The 26663-nt window shown below is 61.1% G+C and carries 22 protein-coding genes and 1 pseudogene; 3 read left to right on the forward strand and 20 right to left on the reverse strand.

Annotated elements, in window-relative coordinates:
• Positions 1-13 precede the first annotated feature (13 nt).
• The 18 genes from narI to araD all read right to left on the reverse strand — a co-directional run bounded on the left by narI (position 14) and on the right by araD (position 22701).
• Complete coding sequence (gene narI, locus AB6809_RS13625; RefSeq protein WP_371026828.1) at positions 14-745, reverse strand: respiratory nitrate reductase subunit gamma; 732 nt, start codon at positions 743-745, stop codon at positions 14-16.
• Entirely contained in the window at positions 742-1467 is a 726-nt protein-coding gene (gene narJ, locus AB6809_RS13630) for a nitrate reductase molybdenum cofactor assembly chaperone (RefSeq protein ID WP_081652973.1), read from the reverse strand. Before narJ ends, narI begins: the two co-directional genes overlap by 4 nt.
• On the reverse strand, positions 1464-2987 hold the full coding sequence (gene narH / locus AB6809_RS13635) for a nitrate reductase subunit beta (protein WP_371026829.1): 1524 nt from the start codon (positions 2985-2987) through the stop codon (positions 1464-1466). Before narH ends, narJ begins: the two co-directional genes overlap by 4 nt.
• Positions 2984-6706, reverse strand: a complete 3723-nt coding sequence (locus tag AB6809_RS13640) for a nitrate reductase subunit alpha (protein ID WP_371026830.1) — start codon at positions 6704-6706, stop codon at positions 2984-2986. Before AB6809_RS13640 ends, narH begins: the two co-directional genes overlap by 4 nt.
• Before the next feature lie 19 nt (positions 6707-6725).
• Positions 6726-8165 (reverse strand): NarK family nitrate/nitrite MFS transporter, encoded by a 1440-nt coding sequence (locus tag AB6809_RS13645; protein ID WP_029966154.1) that lies wholly within the window; start codon positions 8163-8165, stop codon positions 6726-6728.
• A complete protein-coding gene (locus AB6809_RS13650) occupies positions 8162-9484 on the reverse strand; it encodes a nitrate/nitrite transporter (protein WP_029966155.1) in 1323 nt (440 codons plus the stop codon). The genes AB6809_RS13645 and AB6809_RS13650 overlap by 4 nt, the downstream gene beginning before the upstream one ends.
• 169 nt (positions 9485-9653) lie before the next feature.
• Positions 9654-10388 carry a LuxR C-terminal-related transcriptional regulator gene (locus AB6809_RS13655; RefSeq protein ID WP_307258950.1) on the reverse strand — a complete coding sequence of 245 codons (735 nt, stop codon included), beginning with the start codon at positions 10386-10388 and terminating at the stop codon, positions 9654-9656.
• Positions 10385-12319, reverse strand: coding sequence for a type IV pili methyl-accepting chemotaxis transducer N-terminal domain-containing protein (locus AB6809_RS13660; protein ID WP_029966157.1), 1935 nt, complete (start codon positions 12317-12319; stop codon positions 10385-10387). The genes AB6809_RS13655 and AB6809_RS13660 overlap by 4 nt, the downstream gene beginning before the upstream one ends.
• A gap of 19 nt (positions 12320-12338) precedes the next feature.
• Positions 12339-12671, reverse strand: coding sequence for a cytochrome o ubiquinol oxidase subunit IV (gene cyoD, locus AB6809_RS13665; protein ID WP_006049430.1), 333 nt, complete (start codon positions 12669-12671; stop codon positions 12339-12341).
• On the reverse strand, positions 12672-13280 hold the full coding sequence (gene cyoC, locus AB6809_RS13670) for a cytochrome o ubiquinol oxidase subunit III (protein WP_006049429.1): 609 nt from the start codon (positions 13278-13280) through the stop codon (positions 12672-12674).
• Positions 13281-13283: 3 nt separating this feature from the next.
• Entirely contained in the window at positions 13284-15290 is a 2007-nt protein-coding gene (cyoB, locus tag AB6809_RS13675; RefSeq protein WP_029966159.1) for a cytochrome o ubiquinol oxidase subunit I, read from the reverse strand.
• 3 nt (positions 15291-15293) lie between these two features.
• On the reverse strand, positions 15294-16187 hold the full coding sequence (gene cyoA / locus AB6809_RS13680; RefSeq protein ID WP_029966161.1) for a ubiquinol oxidase subunit II: 894 nt from the start codon (positions 16185-16187) through the stop codon (positions 15294-15296).
• Between the two features lie 301 nt (positions 16188-16488).
• Complete coding sequence (locus tag AB6809_RS13685) at positions 16489-16974, reverse strand: hypothetical protein (RefSeq protein ID WP_029966163.1); 486 nt, start codon at positions 16972-16974, stop codon at positions 16489-16491.
• Between the two features lie 72 nt (positions 16975-17046).
• Positions 17047-17541, reverse strand: coding sequence for a hypothetical protein (locus tag AB6809_RS13690; RefSeq protein ID WP_307258944.1), 495 nt, complete (start codon positions 17539-17541; stop codon positions 17047-17049).
• A 21-nt stretch (positions 17542-17562) separates the two neighbouring features.
• Complete coding sequence (locus AB6809_RS13695; protein ID WP_307258941.1) at positions 17563-18630, reverse strand: LacI family DNA-binding transcriptional regulator; 1068 nt, start codon at positions 18628-18630, stop codon at positions 17563-17565.
• 105 nt (positions 18631-18735) lie between these two features.
• Positions 18736-20064, reverse strand: a complete 1329-nt coding sequence (locus AB6809_RS13700; RefSeq protein ID WP_029966170.1) for an MFS transporter — start codon at positions 20062-20064, stop codon at positions 18736-18738.
• 100 nt (positions 20065-20164) lie between these two features.
• Positions 20165-20899, reverse strand: coding sequence for a ribonuclease activity regulator RraA (locus AB6809_RS13705; protein ID WP_029966172.1), 735 nt, complete (start codon positions 20897-20899; stop codon positions 20165-20167).
• A 17-nt stretch (positions 20900-20916) separates the two neighbouring features.
• Positions 20917-22701, reverse strand: coding sequence for an L-arabinonate dehydratase (gene araD, locus AB6809_RS13710; RefSeq protein ID WP_029966174.1), 1785 nt, complete (start codon positions 22699-22701; stop codon positions 20917-20919).
• Positions 22702-22911: 210 nt separating this feature from the next.
• Between araD and AB6809_RS13715 the strand changes: the two genes are divergently transcribed.
• From AB6809_RS13715 to ligK, 3 genes are read left to right on the forward strand one after another with little or no spacing between them, the layout of a single operon-like run.
• Positions 22912-23682, forward strand: coding sequence for an IclR family transcriptional regulator (locus AB6809_RS13715; protein WP_029966176.1), 771 nt, complete (start codon positions 22912-22914; stop codon positions 23680-23682).
• A gap of 37 nt (positions 23683-23719) precedes the next feature.
• Complete coding sequence (locus AB6809_RS13720; RefSeq protein WP_029966177.1) at positions 23720-24745, forward strand: amidohydrolase family protein; 1026 nt, start codon at positions 23720-23722, stop codon at positions 24743-24745.
• A 2-nt stretch (positions 24746-24747) separates the two neighbouring features.
• Positions 24748-25431, forward strand: a complete 684-nt coding sequence (gene ligK, locus AB6809_RS13725; RefSeq protein ID WP_029966178.1) for a 4-carboxy-4-hydroxy-2-oxoadipate aldolase/oxaloacetate decarboxylase — start codon at positions 24748-24750, stop codon at positions 25429-25431.
• A gap of 37 nt (positions 25432-25468) precedes the next feature.
• On the opposite strand, the gene AB6809_RS13730 is transcribed toward ligK, so the two are convergent.
• Entirely contained in the window at positions 25469-26497 is a 1029-nt protein-coding gene (locus tag AB6809_RS13730) for a MerR family transcriptional regulator (protein WP_029966179.1), read from the reverse strand.
• A gap of 40 nt (positions 26498-26537) precedes the next feature.
• Positions 26538-26663 (reverse strand): annotated as a pseudogene (locus AB6809_RS13735) (IS5/IS1182 family transposase); the annotation flags it as partial.

The following is a 26663-nucleotide window of genomic DNA, read 5'->3' on the forward strand; positions in this document are numbered from 1 at the left end:
GCGACATCCGCTGCTAGCCGCGGCGTTGCTGCTGCGGCACCTGCCGGCCCGCCGGCAGATTCATCCGTCGATCGCGAACTAACTGCCACGGCCGCAACGCATACGCGAGCGAAGCAAAGCCGCTCCATACATGCACCAGCCGCGTGAACGGGAAGATCAGAAACACCGTCATGCCGAGCACCATATGCGCCTTGAAAACCCAGCTCACGCCGTCGAGCAGTTGCACCGCGCCTGACCTGAACGTCACGATGTGCTGCGCCCAGCCGGCGAGCCTGAGCATCGTACTGCCATCAAGATGTTGCGCGGACAACGGAATCGTGCCGAGCCCCAAAACCAGTTGCACCCACAACAACACAAGCAGAACAATGTCGCTGGTCTTCGACGTCGCGCGAATACGCGGATCGCCGAGACGCCGGCGCAGCAACAGCGTCACGCCGATCAGCGCGAGCAGGCCGGCAATTCCGCCGGAGACCATCGCGACGATCTGCTTCGTGCCCGCGCTGATGAACGGCTCGTACACGAAGTGCGGCGTCAACATGCCGAAGAAGTGCCCGAATAGCAGGAACAGCACGCCGACATGAAACAGATTACTGCCGCAACGCAGCGTGCCGGAGCGCAGTAGCTGCGACGAATCGCTTTTCCACGTGTACTGGTCGCGGTCGTAGCGCAGCAGGCTGCCGACCAGAAACACCGTAAGGCAGACATAGGGATAGATGCCGAAGAGGAGCGTGTCGATAGCGGTCATAGCAAGCCTTCCTTGGGCGCAGCGAAAGAAGTGGCGTCGCGCCGAACGAACTGAATGGTCTGAACATCGGGCGCGTAATGCGAACCGCTTGGCGAGCATCCGCCAAATGCGTCGGGCTCGCGCCATTCGTCATCGATCGCAGGTTCGGCAGGCGCTCGCGCAGCGGCATCGGGCGGCTGCACCGGCTCGCCCGCGAGATCCAGCGTCGCCGCCACCGCTGCGGCATAGGGACTGTGCTGACACACGAGCGCCGCATGAATCGATTGCAACAGATGCGCCATCTCGGCCAGGAACTCGCGCGCCGTATGCTGCGGCTGCATCGCGGCGAATTCGAGAACGACCGGCAGGTAATCCGGCAATTCATCGGCGGTGAGAAACATGCCTTGTTGTGCGTACGTTTGTTGCAGATCGATCAGCGCGGGACCGCGCTCGCGCGAATCTCCGTGCACATGTTCGAATAGATGAAGCGATGTTCGGCGTCCGCGATCGAATGTGTCGACGTAACGCGCTTCGGCTTCCAGCGCGTCGGGGTCTTGCAGAGTGTCGATCAGCGCGACGACGGCTTCACGGCTCTCGTCGGAAAGCGCCCGCTCTGATGACTGCAGCGCAACGCGCAGATCCGGCAAAGCCGCGCGCAGTTCAGCGCCGGGATAGTTCAGTAACGCCGCCAGCACGCGAGCGGCCACATGATGAGCGTCACTATTCATGTCGGCCCGTTTCATACCTGCTCCCTGATCGGAATGGTGCGTCTCTTCTTGCCGCCGAACAGGCTTGTCTCGCCCACGCCATCCGAACATCTGTTGCCGAATGAGAAGCCGCAACTACCCTTCAGGTCATAAAGGTTCTCCGCGTATTCACGATGCGTGCCCGGCACCATAAAGCGGTCCTCATAACTTGCGAGCGCCATGACGCAGTACATGTCTTCCACTTCGTCGCGGCTCAAGCCGACCTGCTCGAGCACGGCCGGATTCTCGCAGCCGTCAACATGCTTGCCGCGCTGATACGTGCGCATTGCCAGCATTCGTTCGAGTGCGCGGATCAACGGCGCTTCGTCTCCGGCAGTCAGCAGATTGGCAAGGTATTTGACCGGAATACGCAGTTGCGTGACGTCGGGTATTTCGCCGTTCGCGCTTATATGTCCTTCCCTTGCCGCGGTGGTGATCGGTGACAGAGGCGGCACGTACCAGACCATCGGCAGCGTGCGGTATTCCGGGTGCAAGGGCAACGCGACTTTCCACTCCATCGCCATCTTGTAGACGGGGCTCTTCTTCGCCGCTTCGAGCCATGCGTCGGGAATGCTATCGGCGCGCGCCTGAGCAATTACGCGCGGATCGTGTGGATCGAGAAACACGTCGAGTTGCGCCTGATACAGGTCAGTCTCATGTTCTACCGACGCCGCCTTTTCAATTTCGTCCGCGTCGTATAACAGCACGCCGAGATAACGAATGCGCCCGACGCAGGTTTCCGAACACACCGTTGGCTGACCGCTTTCAATTCGCGGATAGCAGAAGATGCACTTCTCCGCCTTGCCGGACTTCCAGTTGTAATAGATCTTCTTATACGGACATCCCGACACGCACATGCGCCATCCGCGGCATTTGTCCTGGTCGATCAATACAATGCCGCCTTCTTCGCGCTTATAAATTGAACCCGAAGGACAACTCGCGACGCACGCCGGATTCAGGCAATGCTCACACAAGCGCGGCAAGTACATCATGAAGGTGTTCTCGAACTGACCATAGATGTCCTTCTGCACATCGTCGAAGTTCTTGTCCTTACTGCGCTTCTCGAACTCGCCGCCGAGAATCTCCTCCCAGTTCGGCCCCCACTCGATCTTCTGCATCCGCTTGCCTGTGAGCAGGCTGCGCGCTCGCGCAACAGGCGGCGCCTTGCTTTCCGGCGCGGACTGCAAGTGCTCGTAGTCGAACGTGAACGGCTCGTAATAGTCGTCGATTTGCGGCAGATTCGGATTCGCAAAGAGCCGCGACAGCACCTTGAGCCGGCTCCCTTGGCGCGGTTCAATCGAACCGTCCGCATTGCGTTTCCAGCCGCCGTTCCATTTGTCCTGGTTCTCCCACTGCTTCGGATAGCCAATGCCCGGCTTCGTCTCCACATTATTGAACCACGCGTATTCGACGCCCTCGCGGCTCGTCCAGACGTTCTTGCACGTCACCGAACACGTATGGCAGCCGATGCACTTGTCGAGGTTGAGCACCATGCCGATCTGTGCGCGAATTTTCATGTGCGATCTCCGTGTGTCGCGATAACCGGTTCGTCGTCGAGCCAGTCGACTTTCGCCATCTTGCGCACGACAACGAATTCGTCGCGATTCGTGCCGATGGTCCCGTAGTAGTTAAAGCCGTAGCTAAGCTGCGCATAGCCGCCGATCATATGCGTGGGCTTGAGCACAATGCGCGTGACCGAGTTGTGAATGCCGCCGCGCGTGCCGGTGATTTCCGAACCGGGTACATTGACGATCTTCTCCTGCGCGTGATACATCATCACCATGCCGGGATTCACGCGTTGACTCACTACCGCACGCGCGGCAATCGCGCCATTGATGTTGAACAGTTCGACCCAGTCGTTATCTTCGATGCCAGCCCTTTTAGCGTCGTCTTCGCTGAGCCAGATCACCGGGCCGCCGCGATTGAGCGTGAGCATGAGCGCGATCTCCGTGTGCCCATTCGGCTTGCGGCCATGCATCGGCGACGCGGCTTTCAGGTCGACCGGCGGGCGATAACTCACGAAGCTCTCGCCGAATTCGCGCATCCACGGATGATCCTGATAGAACTGCTGGCGGCCCGTCAGCGTGCGCCACGGAATCAGTTCATGCACGTTGGTATAGCCGGCCGTGTACGACACTTTCTCGCTTTCCACACCGCTCCACGTTGGCGAAGAAATGATCTTGCGCGGCTGCGCCTGAACATCGCGATAACGAATCTTCTCGTCCTCGCGATGCAGCGCGAGATGCGCATGATGGCGGCCTGTAATCTTCGAGAGCGCGTCCCACGCTTTCACCGCGACATGGCCGTTCGTTTCGGGCGCGAGCATCAGCACGACTTCGCATGCGTCAATATCGTTGTCGATCTTCACGAGTCCGCGCGTCGCGCCTTCTTCATTGACGATGCCGTTGAGTTCGGCGAGTTGCGCGGTCTCCGTGCCGGTCTGCCACGCAATGCCCTTGCCGCCGTTGCCGAGCTTGTCCATCAGCGGGCCAAGAGCCGTGAAGCGGCGGTATACGTTCGGATAATCGCGTTCGACCACGCTCACCTGCGGCGCGGTCTTGCCGGGTACGAGTTCACACTCGCCGCGTTTCCAGTCGCGCACATCGTACGGTTGCGCGAGTTCGGCGGGCGTGTCGTGCATTAGCGGCGTGAGCACGACTTCTTTCTCGACGCCGAGATGACCGATGCAGACTTCGCTAAAAGCCTTTGCAAAGCCTTTATAGATCTCCCAGTCGCTGCGCGCCTGCCATGCCGGATCGACTGCGCTCGACAGCGGATGAATGAACGGATGCATGTCGCTCGTATTCAAATCGTTCTTTTCGTACCACGTCGCGGTCGGCAGCACGATGTCCGAATAGAGACACGTCGTGCTCATCCGGAAGTCGAGCGTGACGAGCAGATCGAGTTTGCCTTCCGGCGCCGTGTCGTGCCATGTGACTTCGCGCGGCTTTGCATCGTCGTCGCCGAGATCGCGGCCTTGCACGCCGTGAGTCGTGCCGAGCAGATGCTTGAGGAAGTACTCGTGCCCCTTGCCCGACGAGCCAAGCAAATTGGAACGCCACACGAACATGTTGCGCGGCCAGTTGTCCGGATGATCCGGGTCCTCGCAACTCATCTTCAGCGTGCCGTCTTTCAGCCTTCGCGCGACATAGGCTTTTGCATCGATGCCTGCTGCCTGTGCGTCGCGCGCCACCTGCAATGGATTGGTCTGCAATTGCGGCGCCGACGGCAACCAGCCCATGCGTTCGGCGCGCACGTTATAGTCGATTAACGAGCCGCCGTCGTGCGCGCGATCCGCGAGGGGCGAACGAATTTCTTCGACGCCGAGTTTTTCATAGCGCCATTGATCCGTATGCGCGTAGAAGAAGCTGGTGGAATTCATTTGCCGCGGCGGACGAATCCAGTCGAGTGCAAAAGCGAGCGGCGTCCAGCCCGTTTGCGGACGCAGCTTCTCCTGACCGACGTAGTGCGCCCAGCCGCCGCCGCTTTGACCGATGCAGCCGCACAGCATCAGTATGATGATCACGCCGCGATAATTCATGTCGCTGTGATACCAGTGATTCATTGCGGCGCCGATAATCACCATCGACTTACCCTGCGTCCGGTCCGCATTGTCCGCGAATTCGCGCGCCACTAAAATGGCCTGCTCGCGCGGCACGCCGGTTATGCGCTCCTGCCACGCAGGCGTATACGGCACGTCGTCGTTGTAATCGCGCGTGCCGCCGAAGCCGCGATCTACGCCGTAATTAGCGGCCAACAGATCGAACACAGTGGCGACGAGCACTTCGCGGCGCTCGCCGTTCTTGCCGAGTGCAATGCGCGCAACCGGCACCTCGCGCGCGAGTACATCGGCCTGTTTGCTTGCGGTGAAATGCGGCGTGTCGATGCCGCCGAAGTACGGAAAGCCGACCGTGACGATCTCATGCGCTTGCGCGCCGTCTTCCGCGACGGAGAGCTTCAGCTTCACTTCTGCGCCATGCCGCGCTTCTTTTGCTTCGAGATTCCAGCGCCCTGCGTCGCCGCGGCCTTCCGCGCCCCAGCGAAAGCCAATCGAACCATGCGGCAACACGAGCTTGCCGTCGACGTTGAACGCGACCGTCTTCCACTCGGGGTTATTGTCCTGGCCGAGCACGCCGTTGAAATCGTCGGCGCGGAGATAGCGGTCGGGCACCATGATGCGGCGGCCGTCGACCAGCGTCTGCTCTTTTAGTTGCACGAGCAACGGTAGGTCGGTATAGCGGCGCGCATAGTCGTCGAAGTACGCGCTGCGCCGCTCGAAATAGAACTCGCGCAGAATTACGTGGCCCATCGCCATCGCGAGCGCGGCGTCGGTGCCCTGGCGCGGGTGCATCCACAGGTCCGCCAGTTTGCTGACTTCCGCATAGTCGGGCGTGACCGCGACGGTCTTCGTGCCGCGATAGCGAACCTCGGTGAAGAAATGCGCGTCGGGCGTGCGCGTTTGCGGCACATTCGAGTCCCACGCAATGATGTAACTCGAGTTGTACCAGTCCGCGGATTCCGGCACATCGGTCTGCTCGCCCCACGTTTGCGGACTCGAGGGCGGCAGATCGCAATACCAGTCGTAGAAACTCATGCAGACGCCGCCGATCAGACTCAAATAGCGGCTGCCCGCTGCATAACTGACCATCGACATCGCCGGAATGGGCGAGAAGCCAATGATGCGATCCGGCCCATGCTTCCTGATCGTATAGACGTTGGCCGCGGCGACGATCTCATTCACTTCGTCCCAGCTCGCACGCACAAACCCACCGAGGCCGCGCTGACGCTGATAGCCGCGACGTTGCGCGTCGTTCTCCACCACCGCCGCCCATGCATCGACGGCACTCATCGCCACCGCACGCGCGGCGCGCCAATGCTTGAGCAGCCGCGCACGCACGAGCGGATACTTGACGCGGTTCGCGCTATACAGATACCAGCTATAGCTCGCACCACGCGCGCAGCCGCGCGGCTCGTGATTCGGCAGCTCGGCGCGCGTACGCGGATAATCGGTCTGCTGCGTTTCCCACGCGACGATGCCGCCTTTCACGTGAATCTTCCACGAGCATGAGCCTGTGCAATTCACGCCATGTGTCGAGCGCACCACCTTATCGTGCTGCCAGCGTGCGCGGTACGCGTCTTCCCACGTGCGGTCCTCTCCGGTCGTCACGCCGTGGCCTTGCGCGAAGCGTTGCTTGCGCTGCGAGAAGTATTTAAGTCTGTCGAGAAAGTGGCTCATTGTGTAGGTCCGTTTTCGATTAACACGGCATGCCCGCATTGCGCCGCGCGTAGAACCACCACGTAAGCCCAATACACAGCAAATAGAAAACAACGAAGCAGTACAACGCGAGTTCCGGGCCGCCGGTCATCAGAATGGAACTGCCATAACTCTTCGGAATAAAGAACCCGCCGTACGCGCCGATTGCGCCTGCAAAACCAATTGCGGCCGCGCCTTCGGTACTGCCTTCACGTGTCGCATCGGCGAGCGCATTCGCATCGCCCGCGGGCACGCCACACAGGCGCAGATTCGAAAAGATCACCGGAATCATGCGGAACGTCGAACCGTTGCCGATGCCGGTCGTGAGAAAGAGCAGCAGGAACATCGCAAAGAAGCCTGTGAAGCTGCCATCGCGCGGACCCGAGGCGAGCGAGAGCGACGCGCCGCCCGTCTTTGGCAGAAAGTACAGAACGCCGACGACCGCGAGCGCCATCACGACGAAATTCCACAGCGTCACGCGCGCGCCGCCGAGCCGGTCCGCGAGCCATCCGCCGAACGGCCTGATGAGTGCACCGACGAACGGCCCAAGCCATGCATACGTCAGCGGATTAACGCCGGGAAACTGGCTCTTGATAAGCAATGGAAAGCCGGCTGCATAGCCGATAAACGAGCCGAAGGTGCCGAGATACAGCGTGCACATCAGCCAGTTATGACGGCTCCTAAAGATGGTTGCCTGCGCAGCGAACGACGCCTTCACATCGGCGAGATCGTTCATTCCGAACCATGCTGCAAGCGTTGAAATGACGATACACGGCACCCAGATAAACGCCGCATTCTGCATCCACACTTGCGACGTGTGCCCGGCCTTGACGAGCGTCTGCGGCTCGCCGCCGAAGATGCCGAGCATGCCCGCCGTTACCACGAGCGGTGACAGGAACTGCACCGCCGACACGCCGAGATTGCCAAGCCCGCCATTCACGCCGAGCGCAGAACCTTTGCGTTCCTTCGGGAAAAAGAAGCTGATGTTGGCCATGCTCGAACTGAAGTTGGCGCCGCCGAGGCCGCATAACAGCGCGAGCAGCAGCATCGTCGGATAGCTTGTCGTGTTGTCCTGCACAGCGAAGCCGATACCGATTGTGGGAATCAACAGCGACGCGGTGGAGATCGTGGTCCAGCGCCGCCCGCCGAATATCGGCACCATGAACGAATAGAAGATGCGCAACGTCGCGCCGGACAATGCGGGCGCGGCCGCGAGCCAGAACAGTTGATTGGTCGAATAGTTAAATCCAAGCGACGGCAAGCTCACCGCCACCACGCTCCACATCTGCCAGATGACGAAGGCGAAAAAGAGCGCGGGCACCGAGATCCACAGATTAAGCTTTGCAACGGCTTCTCCTTCGCGCCGCCAGAATGCTTTATCTTCGGGTGTCCAGATCTTGAGCGTGCGGCCGGCCCGCGCGCGTGCTGTCGAGATATTCATGATTCCGTTTCCGCAGGTTGAGATCCGACAGTTCGCACAGGCTGTTCCGACGAGACGGGCGGAGTTGCCGCGAGTACGTCTTTCGTGCGAACTTCGGTGAAGTACATCCAGATGAGCGAGACCCACACCACGCCGTAAAGCAGCATGAAGGCGCTCGAACGAATGCCGGTGAAGTCGACCAGCAGGCCGAAGAGAATCGGCAGCAGAAAGCCGCCCAGGCCGCCCGCGAGCCCGACGATGCCGGAAATCGTGCCGATGTTGTCCGGGTACTCGTCGCCGATGTACTTGAAGACGCTGGCCTTGCCGAACGCGAATGCGATGCCGAGTCCGAACATCAGCACCGTGAAACCGATCACGTTGAGGCCGATGTCGAAGCCTTTAGCGCCGTTCACCGTGGTAATGATCAAATGCGTGCGCGGATAGCTGAGCAGGAACAGGCCCACCCAGCTCACCCACATCACCCACCACGTCACGCGGTGCGCGCCATAACGGTCGGAGAGCCAGCCGCCCACCGCGCGCAGCACGCCGCCCGGCAGCGAGAAGCACGCGGCGAGCAGCGCCGCGACGCGCAGGTCGAGACCATATTCGCCGACGTAGTACTGCACCATCCACAGAGACAGCGCGACGTAACCGCCGAATACGATGCTGTAGTACTGGCAGTACTTGAGCACCGTCGGGTCTTTCAACGCGCGCAACTGGTCGACGAAACGCGCGTTCTGCGAGACCAGATGCGACGGGTCGCTGCTGCTGAGAATCCAGAACACCACAGCCGTAACCAGCATGATTACCGCGTAGACCTGAGGGACCATCGCCCAGCCGAATGCGACGACGATTGCGGGCGCAACGAACTTGTTCACCGCCGCGCCGGAGTTGCCCGCGCCGAAAACACCCATCGCGAGGCCGCGCTTCTCTGGCGGAAACCAGCGCGCGACGTAGGGCGTGCCGACCGAAAACGAGCCGCCCGCAAGGCCGACGAAGAGACCGATCACGAGTAGCTGCCAATAGGCGGTGGCATAGCTCAACAGCCAGATCGCGGGCGCCGTGGCGAGCATCAACGCGGTCATGACAATGCGACCGCCATAACGGTCGGTCCAGATGCCGAGCGGCACGCGCACCAGCGAACCGGTGAGTACCGGCAACGCGGCGAGCACACCGAACTCGGTCTCGTTCAGATGCAATGAGCGGCGCAGCGGAATGCCCACGACGGCGAACATCATCCACACCATGAAGCACACCGTGAATGCGAGCGTGCTGGCGATCAGCACGGACAAGGCGCGCCGGCGAGATGGGCCGTCGGTTGCTGTCGATGTCTGTGTCATGAAACGAACTCCGCTTTTCATGACATCGACTTTGGACTCTCACCGCATTCGCGAACATCCTTCGAATGGAGGGTCTCAGCGCGGCAAAAGAACTACTGCGGGCTGACTACTTTAGGCAGGACGTAGTTCTTTCGAACTATGGGTGGAAGTTGATAGCGTTGAGTTGATGCTATGCAGTCGTAGGCCGACAGATTGCATTGACCGTTGCATACACCGCGGCTTGCACTCGCGAAGTCAGCTTCAGTTTGCGCAGAATGTGCTGGACGTGGATCTTGACCGTCGTTTCTGAAATGGCAAGCGCGCGAGCAATTTCCTTATTGCTCGCGCCGCGCGCGATGTAGGTGAGGATTTCCTGCTCGCGTATCGACAGCGCGGGTTCAGGCTCGGAGCCATGTTGCGCTTCGGGCTTGAGCGTTGCAGGATCATCATCGGCGATTGAACTGGCGTCGCCCTCGCCTGCGTTCGCCATCGCGCGATAGGCTTGCACCAGCTTGCCCGTCATCTCCGGGCTCACGACGGACTCGTCGCGCATGGTACGCACGATCGAATCCGCGAGCGCCTCGGCATCGACCGTTTTCAGCAGATAGCCGCGCGCGCCCGCGCGCAGCGCGGCGCCCAAGTCGCGCTCGTCCTCGCTAACAGTGAGCATCAGAATGCGCGCGTGAGGCGCTGCTTCGCGCAGATCGTTCAGTGCGTCCACGCCCGGCAGATGATTGTCGAGCAGGATCACGTCGGGTTGCAATTCGCTCGCGCGGCGTTGCAATTCGCTCGCGCGGCGTTGCGCTTCGCCTGCGTCGGCAGCTTCGCCGGCCACTCTAAAACGCGCGTCCTGGCCGAGCAGCGCGATCAGGCCGCGCCGGAACAACGTGTGATCGTCGACGACGAGCAAGCGGATTGAAGTCATATCGTTCTGCCTTTGGAAACCGGTTGGTCAGTCCGCATACACGTGTCTCCGCGATGCTGCGGCAACGTCAGCGTCACACAAGTGCCCTCGCCCGGCACCGATTCGACCACCACCCGCGCGCCGATGCGCGCGGCCCGCTCGCGCATGATGCGCATGCCGACATGCGTCTCGCCGCGCGTATAGCGCGCCGCATCGAAGCCCTGACCGTCGTCGCGTACCTCGAAGCTCCACGCCGGAGTCTGCTGTACCTCCAGCCACACTTCACGCGCGCGAGCATGTTTGCGCACGTTCGACAGCGCCTCCTGCAACACATGCAGGACTTGCACCTTGACATCGGCGTCGAGCGGCAAGCCATGACCTTGCATCGATAAATGCGTGGTCAGCCCCGTTTGATGTTCGAACTTGCGCAGCGTCGTTCGTAATGCGGGCTCCATGTCCTCTGCATTTCCGCGAGTGCGAAAGTGAACCAGCAGTTCGCGCACGTCGCCGGTACTTTCGCGCACGCCTGCATCGAGTTCGTCGACGATTCGCGCAACCGACGCATCCGTATGCGCGGGCAACGCATCGCGCAGCAATTGCACCTGGATTTTGAGGAAGGCGAGCGACTGCGCGATCGAGTCGTGCAGTTCGCTCGCGAGCAACGCGCGCTCGCCGGAGACCGCCGCTTCGCGCTCGAGCGCCGTGACGCGCAGGTTTTCCATTGCGGTTGCAAGGTGACTTGAGAGCGCGTCGAACAGATCGCGGTCTTGCGCGGACAACGCTATTTCGTCGTTGAAGAAGAGGTCGATTTCGCCGAGCGGACGCTGATGCAAAATCACGGGCACCGACACGAGCGTCGCGTAACCGGCGCGCGCGCAGTGGCCGAGAATCGCCGCACCGTCGGTGTGAACCGGGATCACGCGCGCGCCCGGTTCGGTGCGCGGCTCGCCGCATAGACAGCTATGCGAGGTCAGGCACTGCTCGTCTTCGATCATGAAGCGCGGCAAGCCGTCGCTTCCCAATAGCAGATACCGTTCGTTGCCCTCGTCGGACCAGCGGATCGCGACCGAATCGGCTCCCGCAATGCCCCGCATGCGTCGCGCGAAACCGTGCGCCAATACGTCGAGCGTGCTGGCCTCAGCCGCGAACGCGCTGATCTCGTAGAGCGCCGCAAGCCGCGCGCGCTCGGTTTCGAGGCTTGCAGTCTTCTCGCTGACTTTTTGTTCAAGCTCGGCATAAAACTGCTGAAGATTGCGGGCCATGCGGTTAAAGCCGGCCGACAACTGACCGAACTCGTCGTGCGACGCGACTTGCACGCGCATCGAGAAATCGCCCTCCTCGATGCGAGCGAGGCCGCCGGTCAAACGCGACACGGGCTCGAGTACAAGCAGATGGCCGATGTACAGCAGCGCCCATGCACTGCCGATCGCCAGCACGAGCAGCGCAATCTGCACAACGTTGAGAATTGACGTCCAGCGCGCGAGTTGTGCTTCTATCGACGTGTCGAACGCGTCGATCATCTCGACGAAGGTGTTCGCTTCGCGCAGTATGTCGGTGGATGTGGACGATGGCGCGTCGCGCGCCTTCGCCGCATCGATCCAGATGGGCCGCAATGCCTGCCACTGCCGTTGCACGTTAGCAAAACGCGCACGAGCTTCGTCGTTCCACGGCACCGACAGCGGACGCGCCGGATCGCCGACGCGTAATAGTTCAAGGCTCTTATCGAATTGCGTAGCCAACGCGTCGATGCGCTCGGGCGCTTCGCGCAACATCAGCGCCGCGCGATAAGTCTGCATGCGCATGCGGCCCGCTTCGTTGATGACGGCCGCGCCGCCGTCCAGTTGCAACGTGATCCACAACGTCACGCCGATGGATGCCAGCGCAAGTGCAAGCAAGGTCGCGACGACGACCGCAAGCTTGGTGGTGAGCGGCCACGAAGAGACGGGGCGCACAAGGCTTCCGACGTCTACCCTATCGGGACATCATATTCATACTGACGTTATGCATGACCCACACCGTCCCGCCGATCAGGAACAACGCAGCCAATGCCGTATAGGCCAATGCCATGACATTCCAGCGCTGCCCGGCTGACATGTCGATATGCAGAAAGAACACGAGATGCACGACAATCTGCACGAAGGCGAGAACGGAGAGCGCGATCATCGCGGTCTGCGCCGGGAAAGCGCCGTGCATGACAAGCCAGAAAGCAGCCGCGGTCAACACAACCGACAGTACGAAGCCGGCGAGATAACCGCGCAGACTGCCGTGACCTTGATCCGCTGAAAGTGATTGCATGTGAGCCATTTACAGCACGCTCCCCAGATAGACGAACGAAAAGACGCAGATCCACACAATGTCGAGGAAGTGCCAGAAGAGACTTAAACACGCGAGACGTGTGAGCTGGCGCTCCGACAATCCAGGGCCGCGTACGATCTGCACCGCGAGCACTGCCATCCATACGAGACCCACGGTGACGTGCAAGCCGTGCGTGCCCACCAGTGTGAAGAACGCCGACAGGAACGCACTGCGGGCCGGTCCGGCGCCCTCGGCAATCAGGTGCGAGAACTCGCGCATTTCCAGAGCGAGAAACGCGAGGCCGAGCACGAACGTCACCGCGAGCCAGGCGAGTACCGCAGTGGATTTGCCGCGACGCGCGGCAAGCATCGCGAAGCCGTATGTGATGCTGCTCAACAGCAGCGCGGCGGTCTCGACCGCGACGCCGCCGATGTCGAACAGATCCTTGCCCGATGGGCCGCCCGCGAACTGATTCGACATCACGGCGAATACCGCGAAGAGCGAAGCGAACAGCACGCAATCGGTCATCAGATACAGCCAGAAGCCGAACACCGTGTCCGATGAACCGTGATTGCCGTGTCCGCCATCGAGCGAAACGGAGAGTGTATTGTTCGACATGAATCAGGCCTCCACAGCTTCCAGTTCGCGGTTATTCACCGGTGCGGCCGCAGGGCCACGCTTGCTTTCGATTTCCCGCACTTTTTCCGCAGGAATGTAATAGCCGTCGTTATCGCCGAAGCTGCGCACGATCAGCGTCGCGACGATGGCCAACAGCGCGGCAGCCGCCAGCCACGTGATATGCCAGACGCCGGCAACCCCGAGCACGAGGCCGAACATACCGATCAACAAACCGGCACTCGTATTCGACGGCATATGGATGTCGCGATACACCGGCGCTTTCGCGTGGCCGCTCACGGTTTCCTTCATGTGTGTATAAGCGTCGAGCTCGTGCACTGTCGGAATGATCGCGAAGTTATAGACCGGCGGCGGCGATGACGTTGCCCATTCAAGCGTGCGGCCGTCCCACGGATCGCCAGTCATGTCGCGATACTCGGGCTTGTTGCGGTTCGCCACACTGACCCACACTTGCGCCACCTGAAACACGACGCCGATAGCGATCAACACGACGCCGCATGCGGCGGCAATCAGCCACGGATGCCACGCCGGATTGTCATAGTGATTCAGGCGCCGCGTCATGCCCATGAAACCGAGTACATAGAGCGGCATGAACGAAGCGTAGAACCCCACGAACCAGAACCAGAACGCGCACTTGCCGAGCTTCTCATTGAGCTTGAAACCGAACGCTTTCGGGAACCAGTAGTGGAAACCGGCCAGGTAACCGAACACCACGCCGCCGATGATCGCGTTATGAAAGTGCGCAATGAGAAAGAGGCTGTTATGCAATACGAAGTCCACGCCGGGAATCGCCATCATCACACCAGTCATGCCGCCGATCGTGAACGTGATCATGAAGCCGATCGTCCACAGAACAGGCGCGGTGAACTCCAGCCGCCCGCGATAAATCGTGAACAGCCAGTTGAATATTTTCACGCCAGTTGGAATGGCAATAATCATCGTCATGATGCCAAAAAACGCATTGACGTCCGCGCCGGAACCCATCGTGAAGAAGTGATGCAGCCACACGAGGAATGCGAGCACCATGATCGCGCAGGTTGCATAGACCATCGTCCGGTAACCGAATAGCGGCTTCTTGGAGAACGTCGCAATCACTTCCGAATAGATGCCGAATGCCGGCAGCACGAGGATATAGACTTCAGGGTGTCCCCATGCCCAGATCAGGTTCAGGTAGAGCATGGCGTTGCCGCCTGCTTCATTCGTGAAGAAGTGCATGCCCATGTAGCGATCGAGGCCGAGCAGCGCGAGCGCCACCGTCAGGATCGGGAACGTGGCCATGATCAGCACGTTAGAGCACAGTGCGGTCCACGTGAATACGGGCATTTTCATCAGCGTCATGCCGGGCGCGCGCATCCGCACGATCGTCACGAAGAAGTTGATTGCCGTGATCAGCGTGCCGACGCCGGACAGTTGCAGACTCCATATGTAATAGTCGACGCCGACGCCAGGACTGAACTGCAACTCCGAGAGCGGCGGATACGCGAGCCAACCGACCTGCGCGAATTCGCCGATCACGAGCGACAGATTCATCAGAATCGCGCTGATCGCAGTCATCCAGAAACTGAGCGAATTGAGGAACGGGAACGCGACGTCGCGCGCGCCGATTTGCAACGGCACGACGAGATTGAACAGGCCGACCATTAACGCCATCGCCATGAAGAAGATCATGATGACGCCGTGCGCGGTGAAGATCTGATCGTAGTGATGCGGCGGCAGGTAGCCTGGCGAATGATAGGCGAGTGCAAGCTGCAGGCGCATCATGACTGCATCGACGAAACCGCGCACGAGCATCAGCACGGCAACGACGATGTACATCACGCCGATCTTCTTATGGTCGACGCTGGTCAGCCACTCGTGCCAGAGCCATTTCCATTTGTGAAGGCGGGTCAGTGTCGCGACTACCGCAAGCACCATGACGAGCATCAGTGCGCCCGCGCCCATGATGATGGGCTGATCGAACGGGATCGCGGAGAGTGTCAGATTTCCGAGCATGTGCTAACCCTTTGTGCGGCAATTGCTGTTTTGCGGATCAAGAACATTACCGTTGTTGTACTTCGCAATGATGTTGTTGAAGAGTCTCGAATCGACCGACGAGAAATAGCCGACCGGTTCCTTCTCGCTGGGTTTCGACACCGAGTTGTACTCGTTCATATCGAGCCGGCGCGGCGACGCTTTCACTTTGTCGACCCATGCGTCGAACTGCGCGGGCGTGACAGCAAGCGTGCGGAACTTCATGTCCGAAAAGCCCTTGCCGCTGAAATTCGCGGAAATGCCGGCGTAATCGCCCGCGTGGTCGGCGATCAGATGCAGTCGCGTTTGCATGCCCGCCATTGCGTAAATCTGGCTTCCGAGTTGCGGAATGAAGAATGAATTCATCACAGAATCGGACGTGATTCTGAAGTCGATCGGCGTACCCACGGGTACTGCAAGCTGATTGACCGACGCAACGCCGAGTTCGGGATAGATGAAGAGCCACTTCCAATCGAGCGCGACGACTTCGACTTTGATCGGCTTGACCGCCGATTCGATCGGCCGGTAAGGGTCCAGTTCGTGCGTGGTGTTCCAGGTCAGAATGCCGAGGAACAGAATGATGAGCGTGGGTACGGTCCACACCACTGTTTCGATCGCGGTGGAATGCGCCCACTTCGGTGCGTACGTCGCGTTGCGATTGCTGGCGCGATAACGCCACGCAAACACGATGATCATGACGATCACCGGCACGACGACTAGCAGCATGGCCATTGTCGCCGTACTGATCAGCGACTTCTCCGCCATGCCGATACTGCCTTTCGGATCGAGCAGCTCGAGATTGCTGCACCCCGAAAGGCACGCGGAGAGCCCAGCCCCCAAGGGTATCAATACCCGTTCAAAGCTCTTTTTATTCACCATATCTGCTGATTTCCGTGGACCGATCTGAAACGCTACCCAATGTTCTCGCGATGAAGACCAGACCACTACTTCATGCGCTGTGGAATTCTAAGAGTGCGGCGGGATCGGGAACATGATCCTGGACAAGCTACGTGCAGAGGTGGCCGGTGAAGCGCGTGATATATGCAGTGCTGGGGAGGGGGAAAGGGAGAGGCCGCGACGATTTCAATGCGGTCGTGGTATGGAGGAGGTGGAGTCCGCGAGAAGGCCGGATGCCTTCTTTATTGTCGAACTGATGCCGTCGAGTGGCGCAGCCGCGAAATCAAGAAAATGAATATGGATCGATCTTGCCGCCTTCGATCACAAAGTGCTGTGCATCAAACGCGGGCGCGAAGAATCGCCAGTCTTCCTCGTCCGGTATGCCGGCCGGCGTAATGGTGACGCGCAGCCCTTCAGACATTGAAAGAATTACCCCGCCCGATTCGTTGGCCAAAACGTCTTCGACAATCGTCAGCCCATGCTTCACCAGCAACTCGTCAAGTTGCTCCGCCGCGCGGTGTGCTTCCTCGTCAGTCCCTGACAGAGCGTTCTGTGTGGCTATGATTTCGCCCGTCCGCTCAACCTGCCAGTTGCATTGGATGTGAAGCGCCCATTCACCAACCTGTTTAACCGCGCCTTTGAAATTCGTGACCTGTCTCAGCGAACCAAACTGCATTGTCAGCATGTTTGCGGCGTGGCTTATACCGCTCACGTTTAGCCCTCGGGGCGCAGACAGGTGACGTTCAATCTCTTTTCGCGTATCAATCATAAGGGAATCGGTTTATATTCCGGCCTCGCTACCGGAAATCGAACATGTCCTTAGCGCGCTCCATTATCCCAGTCACGATAAAGACCAAGGATCCACCTTCCCACCTGTAATCACAAAGTGCTTGGCATCCGATCCCGAAGCAAAGAACCGCCAGTCCTCCTCGTCTGATATCCCGTCCGTGGTGATCGAAATTCGGACATCTCTGGACAAGCCGATGCGGACCATACCGTTATCCCCGACCTCAATCGTTTGAACGACGGTCGGCCCCTTGTCTACAACCAGGTCGCGGATGCGGTGCGTCATCTCGCGCGTACTCGTTTCAGAAGCCGCAAAATCACGATAGGCTGCCAGGACTGTCGCTCCTTGTTCGATTGTCCAGTCGCATTGAATATGTAGTGACCATGCGCCGACACGTTTTATAGTTTGGCGCTTTGTCGTTATTTCCCGGATCGGCCCGAACTGCAACGTAAGCATGTCCGCTGCGTGTCCCACGCCGCTGACGTTCAGCCCGACGAGGACCGAAAGGCGCTGTTTGATCTGTTCACGCGTATGAATCATCTGAGTCATTAACCACCAGAAAAACCCACTTCAACTACTACCACGCCGCACGACCTCAAACCCCACATCGGTCACCTTGCTCTGCCCCGACCCAGAAAGCCGATCAAGCAGGCACCGCGCGGCCGTGACTCCAATGCGCGCGCCATCGACATGCACCGAAGTAAGTTGCGGCGTAGTCTCCGTCGCGAACTCGAGATCGCCGAATCCGCAGATCGCCAATCGCGACGGCACGCTCAACCCCATTTGCCTCGCCGCGCTCAACGTGCCGATCGCGAGCAGATCCGAGCCGCAAAACACGGCGTCGATATCCGGCGCCTGCTCGATCAAACGAGGCAGCGCCGCCTTGCCGAGCGCCACCGAACTCGGCGGCGCGACGAGTACTTCGGCAATCCCGGATATGCCCGCCTGCGCGAGCCGCTCACGAAAACCGCGGCGACGGGCGAGCGCGCGTTCGTCGTTAGCGGACACGAGCCCTGGCTTGCGCACATTCCTTTGCAGAAAATGCTCGGCGACCGCGACGCCGATCTGGTAATGCGAAAAGCCGACCAGCATGTCGATCGGTCGATCGGTCATGTCCCACGTCTCGACAATCGGAATGCCGACGTTCGCAAGCCGCTCGCGCAGCGAATCGGTATGCGCGACGCCCGTCAGCAGTACGCCTTCGGGACGGCGGCTCAGCACTGCGTCGAGCAAAACCTCCTCGCTCGAATCGTCGTAGCCGCTCAGCGCGAGCAGCACCTGGTAGCCGGCGCGCGACATGGTCTCGCTGAATACCTGAATGGTTTCGGAAAACAGCGAATGCGCGATGGTCGGCACGATCGCCGCGATGAGCCGCGAGCGCGACGACGACAAGCCGCCCGCGAGTCTGTTCGGCACATAGCCGAGTTTTTGCACGACCTGCCGCACGCGTTCCAGCGTTTCCGGCGCGACCGTCTCGGGGCTGTTGAACACGCGCGACACCGTGATCGGCGCGACGCCCGCTTGCGCGGCGACATCGGTGATGCGCAAGCCCTTGGGACCGCCGCGCATGCGCCGGACGGGCGCCGCCGCGTCGGGCAACTCAGCGCCGGCGGCAGCGGGCGGTTCTTTATTCGGCATGGTGGCTGACAGGAGAAGATGGATCGCGCGCGTATTCTAAACCGCGCCCTATCGCAGACGGCTCGGGCACTCGCGCGACATGCATTGAGCGCTGCGCGTCGTGGCTTACTCAGTCACCGCGACCCCGCTTTGCGCGACACGGGCGCCTCGGTCGCGGCGCAAGATGAAAACCGTGACGATAGCGAATACGAGCAGACAGGTCGCGGGAATCATCATCGGCGCCTTCACGCTGCCCGTCGTTTGACGAACCCACGGCACGAGGTTCTGCGCGATGAAGCCGCCGATGTTGCCGAGCGAATTTATCGCGGCAATCCCGGCCGCGGCACGCGCGCCGAACAGGAATTTCGGCGGCAAGGTCCAGAAGCACGGAATCAGCAAATACATGCACGGCGCGCCGAAACACAGCGCGATAAAGCGCAGCGTGTTGGTCGGCAGAAACACGGCGCTCGCGAAACACATCACGCCCAGCAGTGCCGAAACCAGCATTGCGATCAGCGCGCGATTACCGGTGCCGCGCAGTTTCGAAGGCAACCATGCGAGTACGATCGTCGCCATCAGCCACGGAATGATGTTCAGCAAACCGTTGGTCGTATTGCTCACGCCAAAGCCCTTCACGAGCGTCGGCAACCAGTAGCTCACGCCGTAGACGGAAATGGACAGCATCATGTAGTAGAGCGCCATGCCGATCACGCGCGGCTCGGTCAACACGCTCAACAGCGAACCGTGCGTCGCAACGCTCGCCTTGATCTGCGCGCGCTCGGCATCGAGCGTGTTCGTGAGCCACTGCTTCTCGTCGGCGGAAAGAAATTTGGCTTCTTTCGGCGACGACGGCAACAGGAACAGCACCACCACGGTCAACAGCACCGACGGCAGCCCGGTGACGATGAACACCAGTTGCCAGCCGTCCAGCCCCGCGAGCCCGCCCTTGTCGAGCAGCCAGCCGCAAATCGGCGCCCCGACCATATTGCCGAGACTGCTGCCCACCGTGAAATAGCCGAGCATGCGCACGCGATGCCGCGACGGAAACCACAGCGTCAGATAATAGATCACGCCAGGATATAAACCCGCTTCCGATGCGCCGAGCAGAAAACGCAGCACGTAAAACATCGTCGCGTTCTTCGTGAAGGCGAGCAATATCGTCACCACGCCCCACGTCAACATGATGCGCGCCATCCAGCGCGGCGCGCCGTACTTGTGCAGCATCACATTGCTCGGCACTTCGAAAATCAGATAGCCGATGAAGAACAGCGACGCGCCCAGACCATACGCGACCTCGGAAAGTCCGAGGCTGCCGAGCATTTGCAGCTTCGCAAAGCTGATATTGGAGCGGTCGATATAGGCAACCAGATAAAGCAGCCCCAGCAGCGGCATCAAACGCAGGGCAAGGCGGTTGATCAGGCGCGATTCGGCGATGGCCGGTGTCATGGTGCTCACAACGTCTCCTACGGCCGCGTGTTTTGCGCGAGCCTGTTTCCTGCGATGGATCAATCAAGCGTCGTTCGATTCGGCGATGCAGATGCAGATGCCACGCCGCTTATGGCCGTTGCGCACGCCATTGCGCGTACGCGGCCAGCGTTTCCTCGTTCGGCGGATAAGTGCCGCGCAATGGCCGCCCTTCTTCGATCCGCGCGGCGATGAATACTTCGAGCTGCTCCTGCTCGGCGGCATCGCGCGCGACATCGGCGGCCATTTCACGCGGCACGATCACCACGCCGTCCACGTCCGCGACGACGATGTCGCCCGGATACACCGCCACGCCGCCGCACGCGATCGGCACATTCATATCGACGGCATGATGTTTCGCGAGATTGAGCGGCGCGCTCGCGCCCGCGCACCAGATCGGCAAGCCGAGCGCCGCGATGGTCCCGCTGTCGCGCACGGGTCCGTCCGACACCATGCCCGCGACGCCGCGCTTCGCAAGACGCAACGCGAGAATCGAACCGACCGATGCCACCGACCGCTCGCCGCGGCAGTCCTGCACGAGCACGCTGCCGGCAGGCGCCGTTTCGACGGCCTTGCGCTGAGGATGATCCGGGTCCTGAAACACGCCGACGTGATCGAGGTCTTCGCGCGCCGGGATATTGCGCAGCGTGAACGCGGGACCCACGACATTCGGCGCGCCGGGCGCGGGCTTCACGAGCGGCGCGACGCCTTGCAAGAACACGTTGCGCAAGCCGCGCTTGAAGAGTTGCGTGGTCAAGGTAGCGGTGCTGACGTGCCTCAACTGTTCGAGCGTCGCTTCGCTCACGACGATTTCGGATGCGGTCATGAAGGACTCCGTTTGAATTAGTGGATCTCGGGTTCGCCGCGTTTCGCGTCCGGCGCGCTTTGTGCCGTGTCGTGCGAAGCCGCCGCCTTCAGCGGCTCTTCGAGAAAGTCGAAGTCGCAGCCTTTGTTCGCCTGCAACACATGCAACTGATGCATCACGCCGAAGCCGCGCTCGAATGGCAGTTTCGGCGGCTGCCACGCGGCTTTGCGCGCGGCGAGTTCTTCGTCGGTGACATCGAGATGCAAACGCCGCGCGGCCACGTCGAGCTCGATCATGTCGCCGTCCTTCACGAGCGCAAGCGGGCCGCCGACGAATGACTCGGGCGCCACATGCAGCACGCACGCGCCGTAGCTCGTGCCGCTCATGCGCGCGTCCGAAATGCGCACCATGTCGCGCACGCCCTGCTTCAGGAGTTTTTGCGGAATCGGCAGTTGGCCCCATTCGGGCATGCCCGGTGCGCCGACCGGCCCCGCGTGCTGAAGGACGATCACCGAATCGGCGCTCACGTCGAGCTCTTCCATGTCGATGCGCGCCGCCATGTCCGCGTAATCCTTGAACACCACGGCGGGACCGCGATGCTTGAGAAGATGCGCTTCCATCGCGGCCGGTTTGATCACCGCGCCGTCGGGGGCGAGATTGCCGGTCAGCACGGCGAGGCCGTCGCTTGCCACGACGGGATTGCTGCGTCGGCGGATCACGTCGTCGTTGAATATTTCGGCACCCGAAATATTTTCTCCGAGCGTCGCGCCGTTGACCGTCAGTTGCGAGCCGTCTATCAGATCGCCGAGTTCCACCAGCAGCGCGCGCAAGCCGCCCGCGTAAAAGAAGTCTTCCATCAGGTACTGACCCGACGGCCGCAGATTGCCGATCACAGGCGTGATGCGCGACAGTTCGTCGAAGCGCGCGGTCGTCAGGTCGATGCCGGCGCGACGCGCCACGGCCACCAGATGCACAATCGCATTGGTCGACCCCGACATCGCGAGCACGGTGGTGACGGCGTTATCGAATGATTTCGCGGTGAGAATGTCCGACGGCTTCAGGTCGGTCCACACCATCTCGACGATGCGCTGCCCGGTCAGCGACGCGAACTGCGCATGCCGCGAGTCGACGGCGGGAATCGACGAAAAGCCCGGCAGCGTGAGGCCGAGCGCTTCGGCCGCGCTGGTCATCGTCGAAGCGGTGCCCATCGTCATGCAATGGCCAGGCGAGCGCGCGATGCCGCTCTCGATGCCCTTCCACTCGTCCTCGGTGATCTTGCCCGCGCGCAGTTCGGCCCAGTATTTCCAGGTGTCCGAACCGCTGCCGAGCGTGCGGCCATTCCAGTTGCCGCGCAGCATCGGACCGGCCGGCAGAAAGATCGCCGGCAGGTTCATGCTGATCGCGCCCATCAGCAGGCCAGGCGTGGTCTTGTCGCAGCCGCCCATCAGCACGCAGCCGTCGAACGGATACGACTTCAGGATTTCCTCCGTCTCCATCGCGAGGAAATTGCGGTACAGCATCGTGGTCGGTTTCTGGAACGGCTCGGCCAAAGTCATTACCGGCATCTCGACCGGAAAGCCGCCGGCTTGCCAGATGCCGCGCTTCACTTCCTCGACGCGCTGCTTGAAATGCGTGTGGCACGAGTTGATCTCGCTCCACGTATTGACGACGGCGATCACCGGCTTGCCCATGTAATCGGACGCGTGATAGCCCATTTGCGCCGTGCGCGACCGATGACCGAACGAGCGAAGGTCGTTCACGCCATACCAGCGATAACTGCGCAACTGCTCGGATGTTTTGCGGTTCGCCACTGATGTCTCCATGGTATCGCTACCATCCCGTCACAAGGCTTAATCGCGGGACGGCGCTGTCGTGATAGACGCGATGGTAGCGATACCATCCGGCGCTGTCGCTCAGGGATATTACCGACGAGGCTCCTGCATCCGCGATTGACGGCACGAGGCGATCGGACTAGCATTGTTCCATCCAACGATTATCAGTTCTATCGAATAGAACAAACACCGGAGCAGATCATGGCCCGCAGTAGCGAGACGGCGCGCACGCCGCAAGGCGTCACCTCGAGCGGCATCGACGTGCTGGACCGCGCGGCGTCGATCCTTTTCGCGTTTCGCCGCAATGACGAACCGCTCACGCTCACGCAGCTTTCCGAGCGCACGGGGCTTTACAAGAGCACGCTGTCGCGGCTCGCGCAGGCGCTGTGTCATCACCAGCTTCTGATTCGCCGCGACGACGGGCGCTACTGGATCGGCTCGGCCGCGATGCACCTGAGCGCGGTCTATGAAGCCGGCTTCGATCTGCGCGACATTCTGCTGCCCGCGATGAAGGAATTGAGCGAGGAAACCGGCGAGGCCGTTTCGTTTCATGTGCGCGAGCGCGATCACCGCGTGTGCCTGTATCGCATCGCGTCGCGCCACTCGATCCGCGCCGAAGTGCAGCAAGGCGACACGCAACCGCTCGAACGTGGCGCGGGCGGCCGCGTGCTACTGGCGTTCGCGGGCGAACCCGGCGAGCCGTACGAGACCGTGCGCTCGCGCTACGTGTATCTGTCGATGGGCGAACGCGACCGCGAAACCTCGGGCATATCGGCACCCGTGTTCCGCGTCGGCCAGGAACTCGTCGGCGCGCTCGGCATCGTCGGACCGTCCGCGCGCATGGGCATGGAAGAGATGGAGCGCTACCGCCCGCGCCTGCTGGAATTCGCCGCGCGCGTGACGAAAGCGCTCGGCGGCGACGCGGAGCCCTTGCTCGCGGCGGCGTCGGCTACAGAAACCGCGTCGCGCTGACGACACATCACACCGCATTTTAATTCGGACTACTTGCATGATCATCGACATTCACGGTCACTACACGACCGCGCCCAAAGCGCTCGAAACATGGCGCAATCGCCAGATCGCCGCGCTCGGCAATCCCACTGACGCGCCCAGCCCGTCCGAACTGCAAATCAGCGACGACGAACTGCGCGAGTCAATCGAAACCAACCAGTTGCGTCTGATGCGCGAACGCGGCCTGGACCTCACAGTATTCAGCCCGCGCGCGAGCTTCATGGCGCATCACATCGGCGACTTCAATGTGTCGAGCACGTGGGCCGCGATCTGCAACGAACTGTGCTATCGCGTGAGCCAGTTGTTTCCCGCGAACTTCGTTCCGGCTGCGATGCTGCCGCAAAGCCCCGGCGTGGACGTCGCCACCTGCATTCCCGAACTCGTGAAGTGCGTCGAGCAGTACGGCAATGTCGCGATCAATCTGAACCCCGATCCATCGGGCGGACACTGGACGAGCCCGCCGCTCTCCGATCGCTACTGGTATCCGATCTACGAGAAGATGGTCGAGTACGACATTCCCGCGATGGTCCATGTCAGCACGAGTTGCAACGCGTGCTTTCACACCACCGGCGCACATTACCTGAACGCGGACACGACTGCGTTCATGCAGTGCCTCACGTCCGATCTGTTCCGCGACTTCCCCACGCTCAGGTTCGTGATTCCTCACGGCGGCGGCGCAGTGCCCTATCACTGGGGACGCTTCCGCGGCCTTGCACAGGAAATGAAAAAGCCGCTGCTCGAAGAGCATTTGTTGAAGAACATTTTCTTCGACACCTGCGTCTATCACCAGCCGGGCATCGACCTGCTGACGAAAGTGATTCCCGTCGACAACATTCTCTTTGCCAGCGAAATGATCGGCGCGGTGCGCGGCATCGATCCGCAAACCGGCCACTATTTCGACGATACGAAGCGCTATGTCGAAGCGGCGGAGATGAATCCGCAACAGCGCGACAAGATCTATGAAGGCAACGCGCGGCGCGTCTATCCGCGCCTCGATGCCGCACTCAAAGCACAAGGACGTTGAACATGTTTGAACTCGGCGTGGTTTATCGCAACATCGCGCGCGCGGATAGCCGCGTCGCGGAAGGACTCGGCGCGCTCGGCAGCGCAACCGTTCACGAAGCAATGGGACGCGTCGGCCTGATGAAGCCGTACATGCGGCCGATCTACACCGGCGCGCACGCATCGGGGACCGCCGTCACGGTGCTGCTGCATCCCGGCGACAACTGGATGCTGCACGTCGCGGCCGAACAGATTCAACCGGGCGATGTGGTCGTGGCCGCCGTCACCGCCGACTGCACCGACGGCTATTTCGGCGACCTGCTCGCAACGAGTTTCCAGGCGCGCGGCGCGCGGGCGCTCATCATCGATGCAGGCGTGCGCGACGTGACCGTGCTCACCGACATGGGCTTCCCTGTGTGGAGCAAGGCGATCTCGGCGAAGGGCACGATCAAGGCCACGCTCGGCTCGGTGAATATTCCGGTGGTCTGCGCGGGCGCACTGGTGACGCCGGGCGATGTGATCGTCGCCGATCACGACGGCGTGGCCGTGGTGCCGTCGGCGCAAGCGCAAGAGACGCTCGACAAGGCCAGCGCGCGCGAAGCAAACGAAGCGCAAAAGCGCGCGAAGCTCGCCTCTGGCGTGCTGGGCCTCGACATGTATCAGATGCGCGAGCCGTTGCGGCAACTGGGGCTGCGCTACATCGACTGAGTGTGAAGCGTGACGCCGATCGGTCAGGCCGCACGCCTCATCGTGCCGGTGTGACCGCGGACACCGCTGCGCGCACAAACGTGAGCAGCGGTTCGCTCGCCCACGTGCCGACCATCAGTTCAGGATCGTTCTGCAGCGCGTGACGGAATTTCATATGCGTAGCGGGATCGTCGCCTGCGTAGCTGCGGAACAACTCGAGCCAACGCAAGGCCAGATCGCGGCCCTGCTGCGAATCGGGTGCGATGCCGGCGTCGATTGCATCGCGGACGTCCGCCATCAATTGCGGCCACTCCATCGCGCGAGTGCCGTAATGCGCGCGCATGAAACGCGTCTCCTCGGGCGTCAGGTAGCGCTCGTAGATCCGCATCTTCGTTTCGGAAAACGCGCGCAGCACGTAATCGCGCAAAGGTGTCGAGATGCCGAGCGTCGCCTGCATCGAAGGCTCGTTGTCGTGCATCACATTGAGTTTCGCGAGAAGCCGCGGGTCGCCGCCGGTATCGCGCACCAGCAGCGTCATCCAGCGAACCGACAGCGCGCGCGGCGTCTCTTCTTCAGGCGGCACGCCCGCGTCCATCTGCGCGCGGACTTCGGCAACCAGATCGCCCCACTCCGGGTCCGGCGCCTGTGTCTTGCGATACATCGGCAGGCGCGCCAGTTCGTCTTCGGTAAAGTATTTGTCGTACATGGTCATCAACTCCAACGTGGAAAGCCAGTCGGAGAGGTCGGGTTCGTTGCCCGCATGCAGCGTATCCTGCAGCGCTTGCAGCCGTTCGCGCAGCCGCGCCGCCTCTGCAATCTGCTGATCGAGCATCGCGATCTGCCGCGCGACGATTGTCGCAAGCGGTGCATCCGGCGCGCGCATATAGTCGCAGATGTCGGCAAGACTCAGGCCGAAACGGCGCAATGCCTGAATACGATGCAGCCGCGCGATGTCGTTGCGGTCGTACAGACGATAGCCGTTGCCGGCACGCGCTGAAGGTTTGAGCAGGCCAATCGCATCATAGTGATGAAGCGTGCGCACGGTCAGTCCGCTGCGCCTCGCCAGTTCCCCCACCTTCAACAACATTCGACTTCCCTCCGTTACACGCGTTAGAGACTAAGAAACGCTAACACAATGAAGGTTGAAGTTGCCGCCAACAGATGAGGCAGGTGGCGATCTTCATGAACGCTTCGTGGATGAGGGCGAGGCGTTCGAAGCGAACGCGCAGGCGTCTGAAGTTATGCAGCCAGGC

The organism is Paraburkholderia sp. RCC_158, from assembly GCF_041355255.1.
Lineage (GTDB): Bacteria > Pseudomonadota > Gammaproteobacteria > Burkholderiales > Burkholderiaceae > Paraburkholderia > Paraburkholderia graminis.

Excerpts from the sequence above, each read along its gene's own strand:
- cyoC (WP_006049429.1), bottom strand. The coding sequence starts at position 13,280 with ATGTCGAACAATACACTCTCCGTTTCGCTCGATGGCGGACACGGCAAT.
- AB6809_RS13645 (WP_029966154.1), bottom strand. The coding sequence starts at position 8,165 with ATGAATATCTCGACAGCACGCGCGCGGGCCGGCCGCACGCTCAAGATC.
- cyoB (WP_029966159.1), bottom strand. The coding sequence starts at position 15,290 with ATGCTCGGAAATCTGACACTCTCCGCGATCCCGTTCGATCAGCCCATC.
- AB6809_RS13695 (WP_307258941.1), bottom strand. The coding sequence starts at position 18,630 with ATGCCGAATAAAGAACCGCCCGCTGCCGCCGGCGCTGAGTTGCCCGAC.
- ligK (WP_029966178.1), top strand. The coding sequence starts at position 24,748 with ATGTTTGAACTCGGCGTGGTTTATCGCAACATCGCGCGCGCGGATAGC.
- AB6809_RS13730 (WP_029966179.1), bottom strand. The coding sequence starts at position 26,497 with ATGTTGTTGAAGGTGGGGGAACTGGCGAGGCGCAGCGGACTGACCGTG.
- AB6809_RS13715 (WP_029966176.1), top strand. The coding sequence starts at position 22,912 with ATGGCCCGCAGTAGCGAGACGGCGCGCACGCCGCAAGGCGTCACCTCG.
- AB6809_RS13655 (WP_307258950.1), bottom strand. The coding sequence starts at position 10,388 with ATGACTTCAATCCGCTTGCTCGTCGTCGACGATCACACGTTGTTCCGG.
- narJ (WP_081652973.1), bottom strand. The coding sequence starts at position 1,467 with ATGAAACGGGCCGACATGAATAGTGACGCTCATCATGTGGCCGCTCGC.
- AB6809_RS13690 (WP_307258944.1), bottom strand. The coding sequence starts at position 17,541 with ATGACTCAGATGATTCATACGCGTGAACAGATCAAACAGCGCCTTTCG.
- cyoD (WP_006049430.1), bottom strand. The coding sequence starts at position 12,671 with ATGGCTCACATGCAATCACTTTCAGCGGATCAAGGTCACGGCAGTCTG.
- AB6809_RS13720 (WP_029966177.1), top strand. The coding sequence starts at position 23,720 with ATGATCATCGACATTCACGGTCACTACACGACCGCGCCCAAAGCGCTC.
- AB6809_RS13650 (WP_029966155.1), bottom strand. The coding sequence starts at position 9,484 with ATGACACAGACATCGACAGCAACCGACGGCCCATCTCGCCGGCGCGCC.
- AB6809_RS13640 (WP_371026830.1), bottom strand. The coding sequence starts at position 6,706 with ATGAGCCACTTTCTCGACAGACTTAAATACTTCTCGCAGCGCAAGCAA.
- cyoA (WP_029966161.1), bottom strand. The coding sequence starts at position 16,187 with ATGGTGAATAAAAAGAGCTTTGAACGGGTATTGATACCCTTGGGGGCT.
- araD (WP_029966174.1), bottom strand. The coding sequence starts at position 22,701 with ATGGAGACATCAGTGGCGAACCGCAAAACATCCGAGCAGTTGCGCAGT.
- AB6809_RS13685 (WP_029966163.1), bottom strand. The coding sequence starts at position 16,974 with ATGATTGATACGCGAAAAGAGATTGAACGTCACCTGTCTGCGCCCCGA.
- narH (WP_371026829.1), bottom strand. The coding sequence starts at position 2,987 with ATGAAAATTCGCGCACAGATCGGCATGGTGCTCAACCTCGACAAGTGC.
- AB6809_RS13705 (WP_029966172.1), bottom strand. The coding sequence starts at position 20,899 with ATGACCGCATCCGAAATCGTCGTGAGCGAAGCGACGCTCGAACAGTTG.
- narI (WP_371026828.1), bottom strand. The coding sequence starts at position 745 with ATGACCGCTATCGACACGCTCCTCTTCGGCATCTATCCCTATGTCTGC.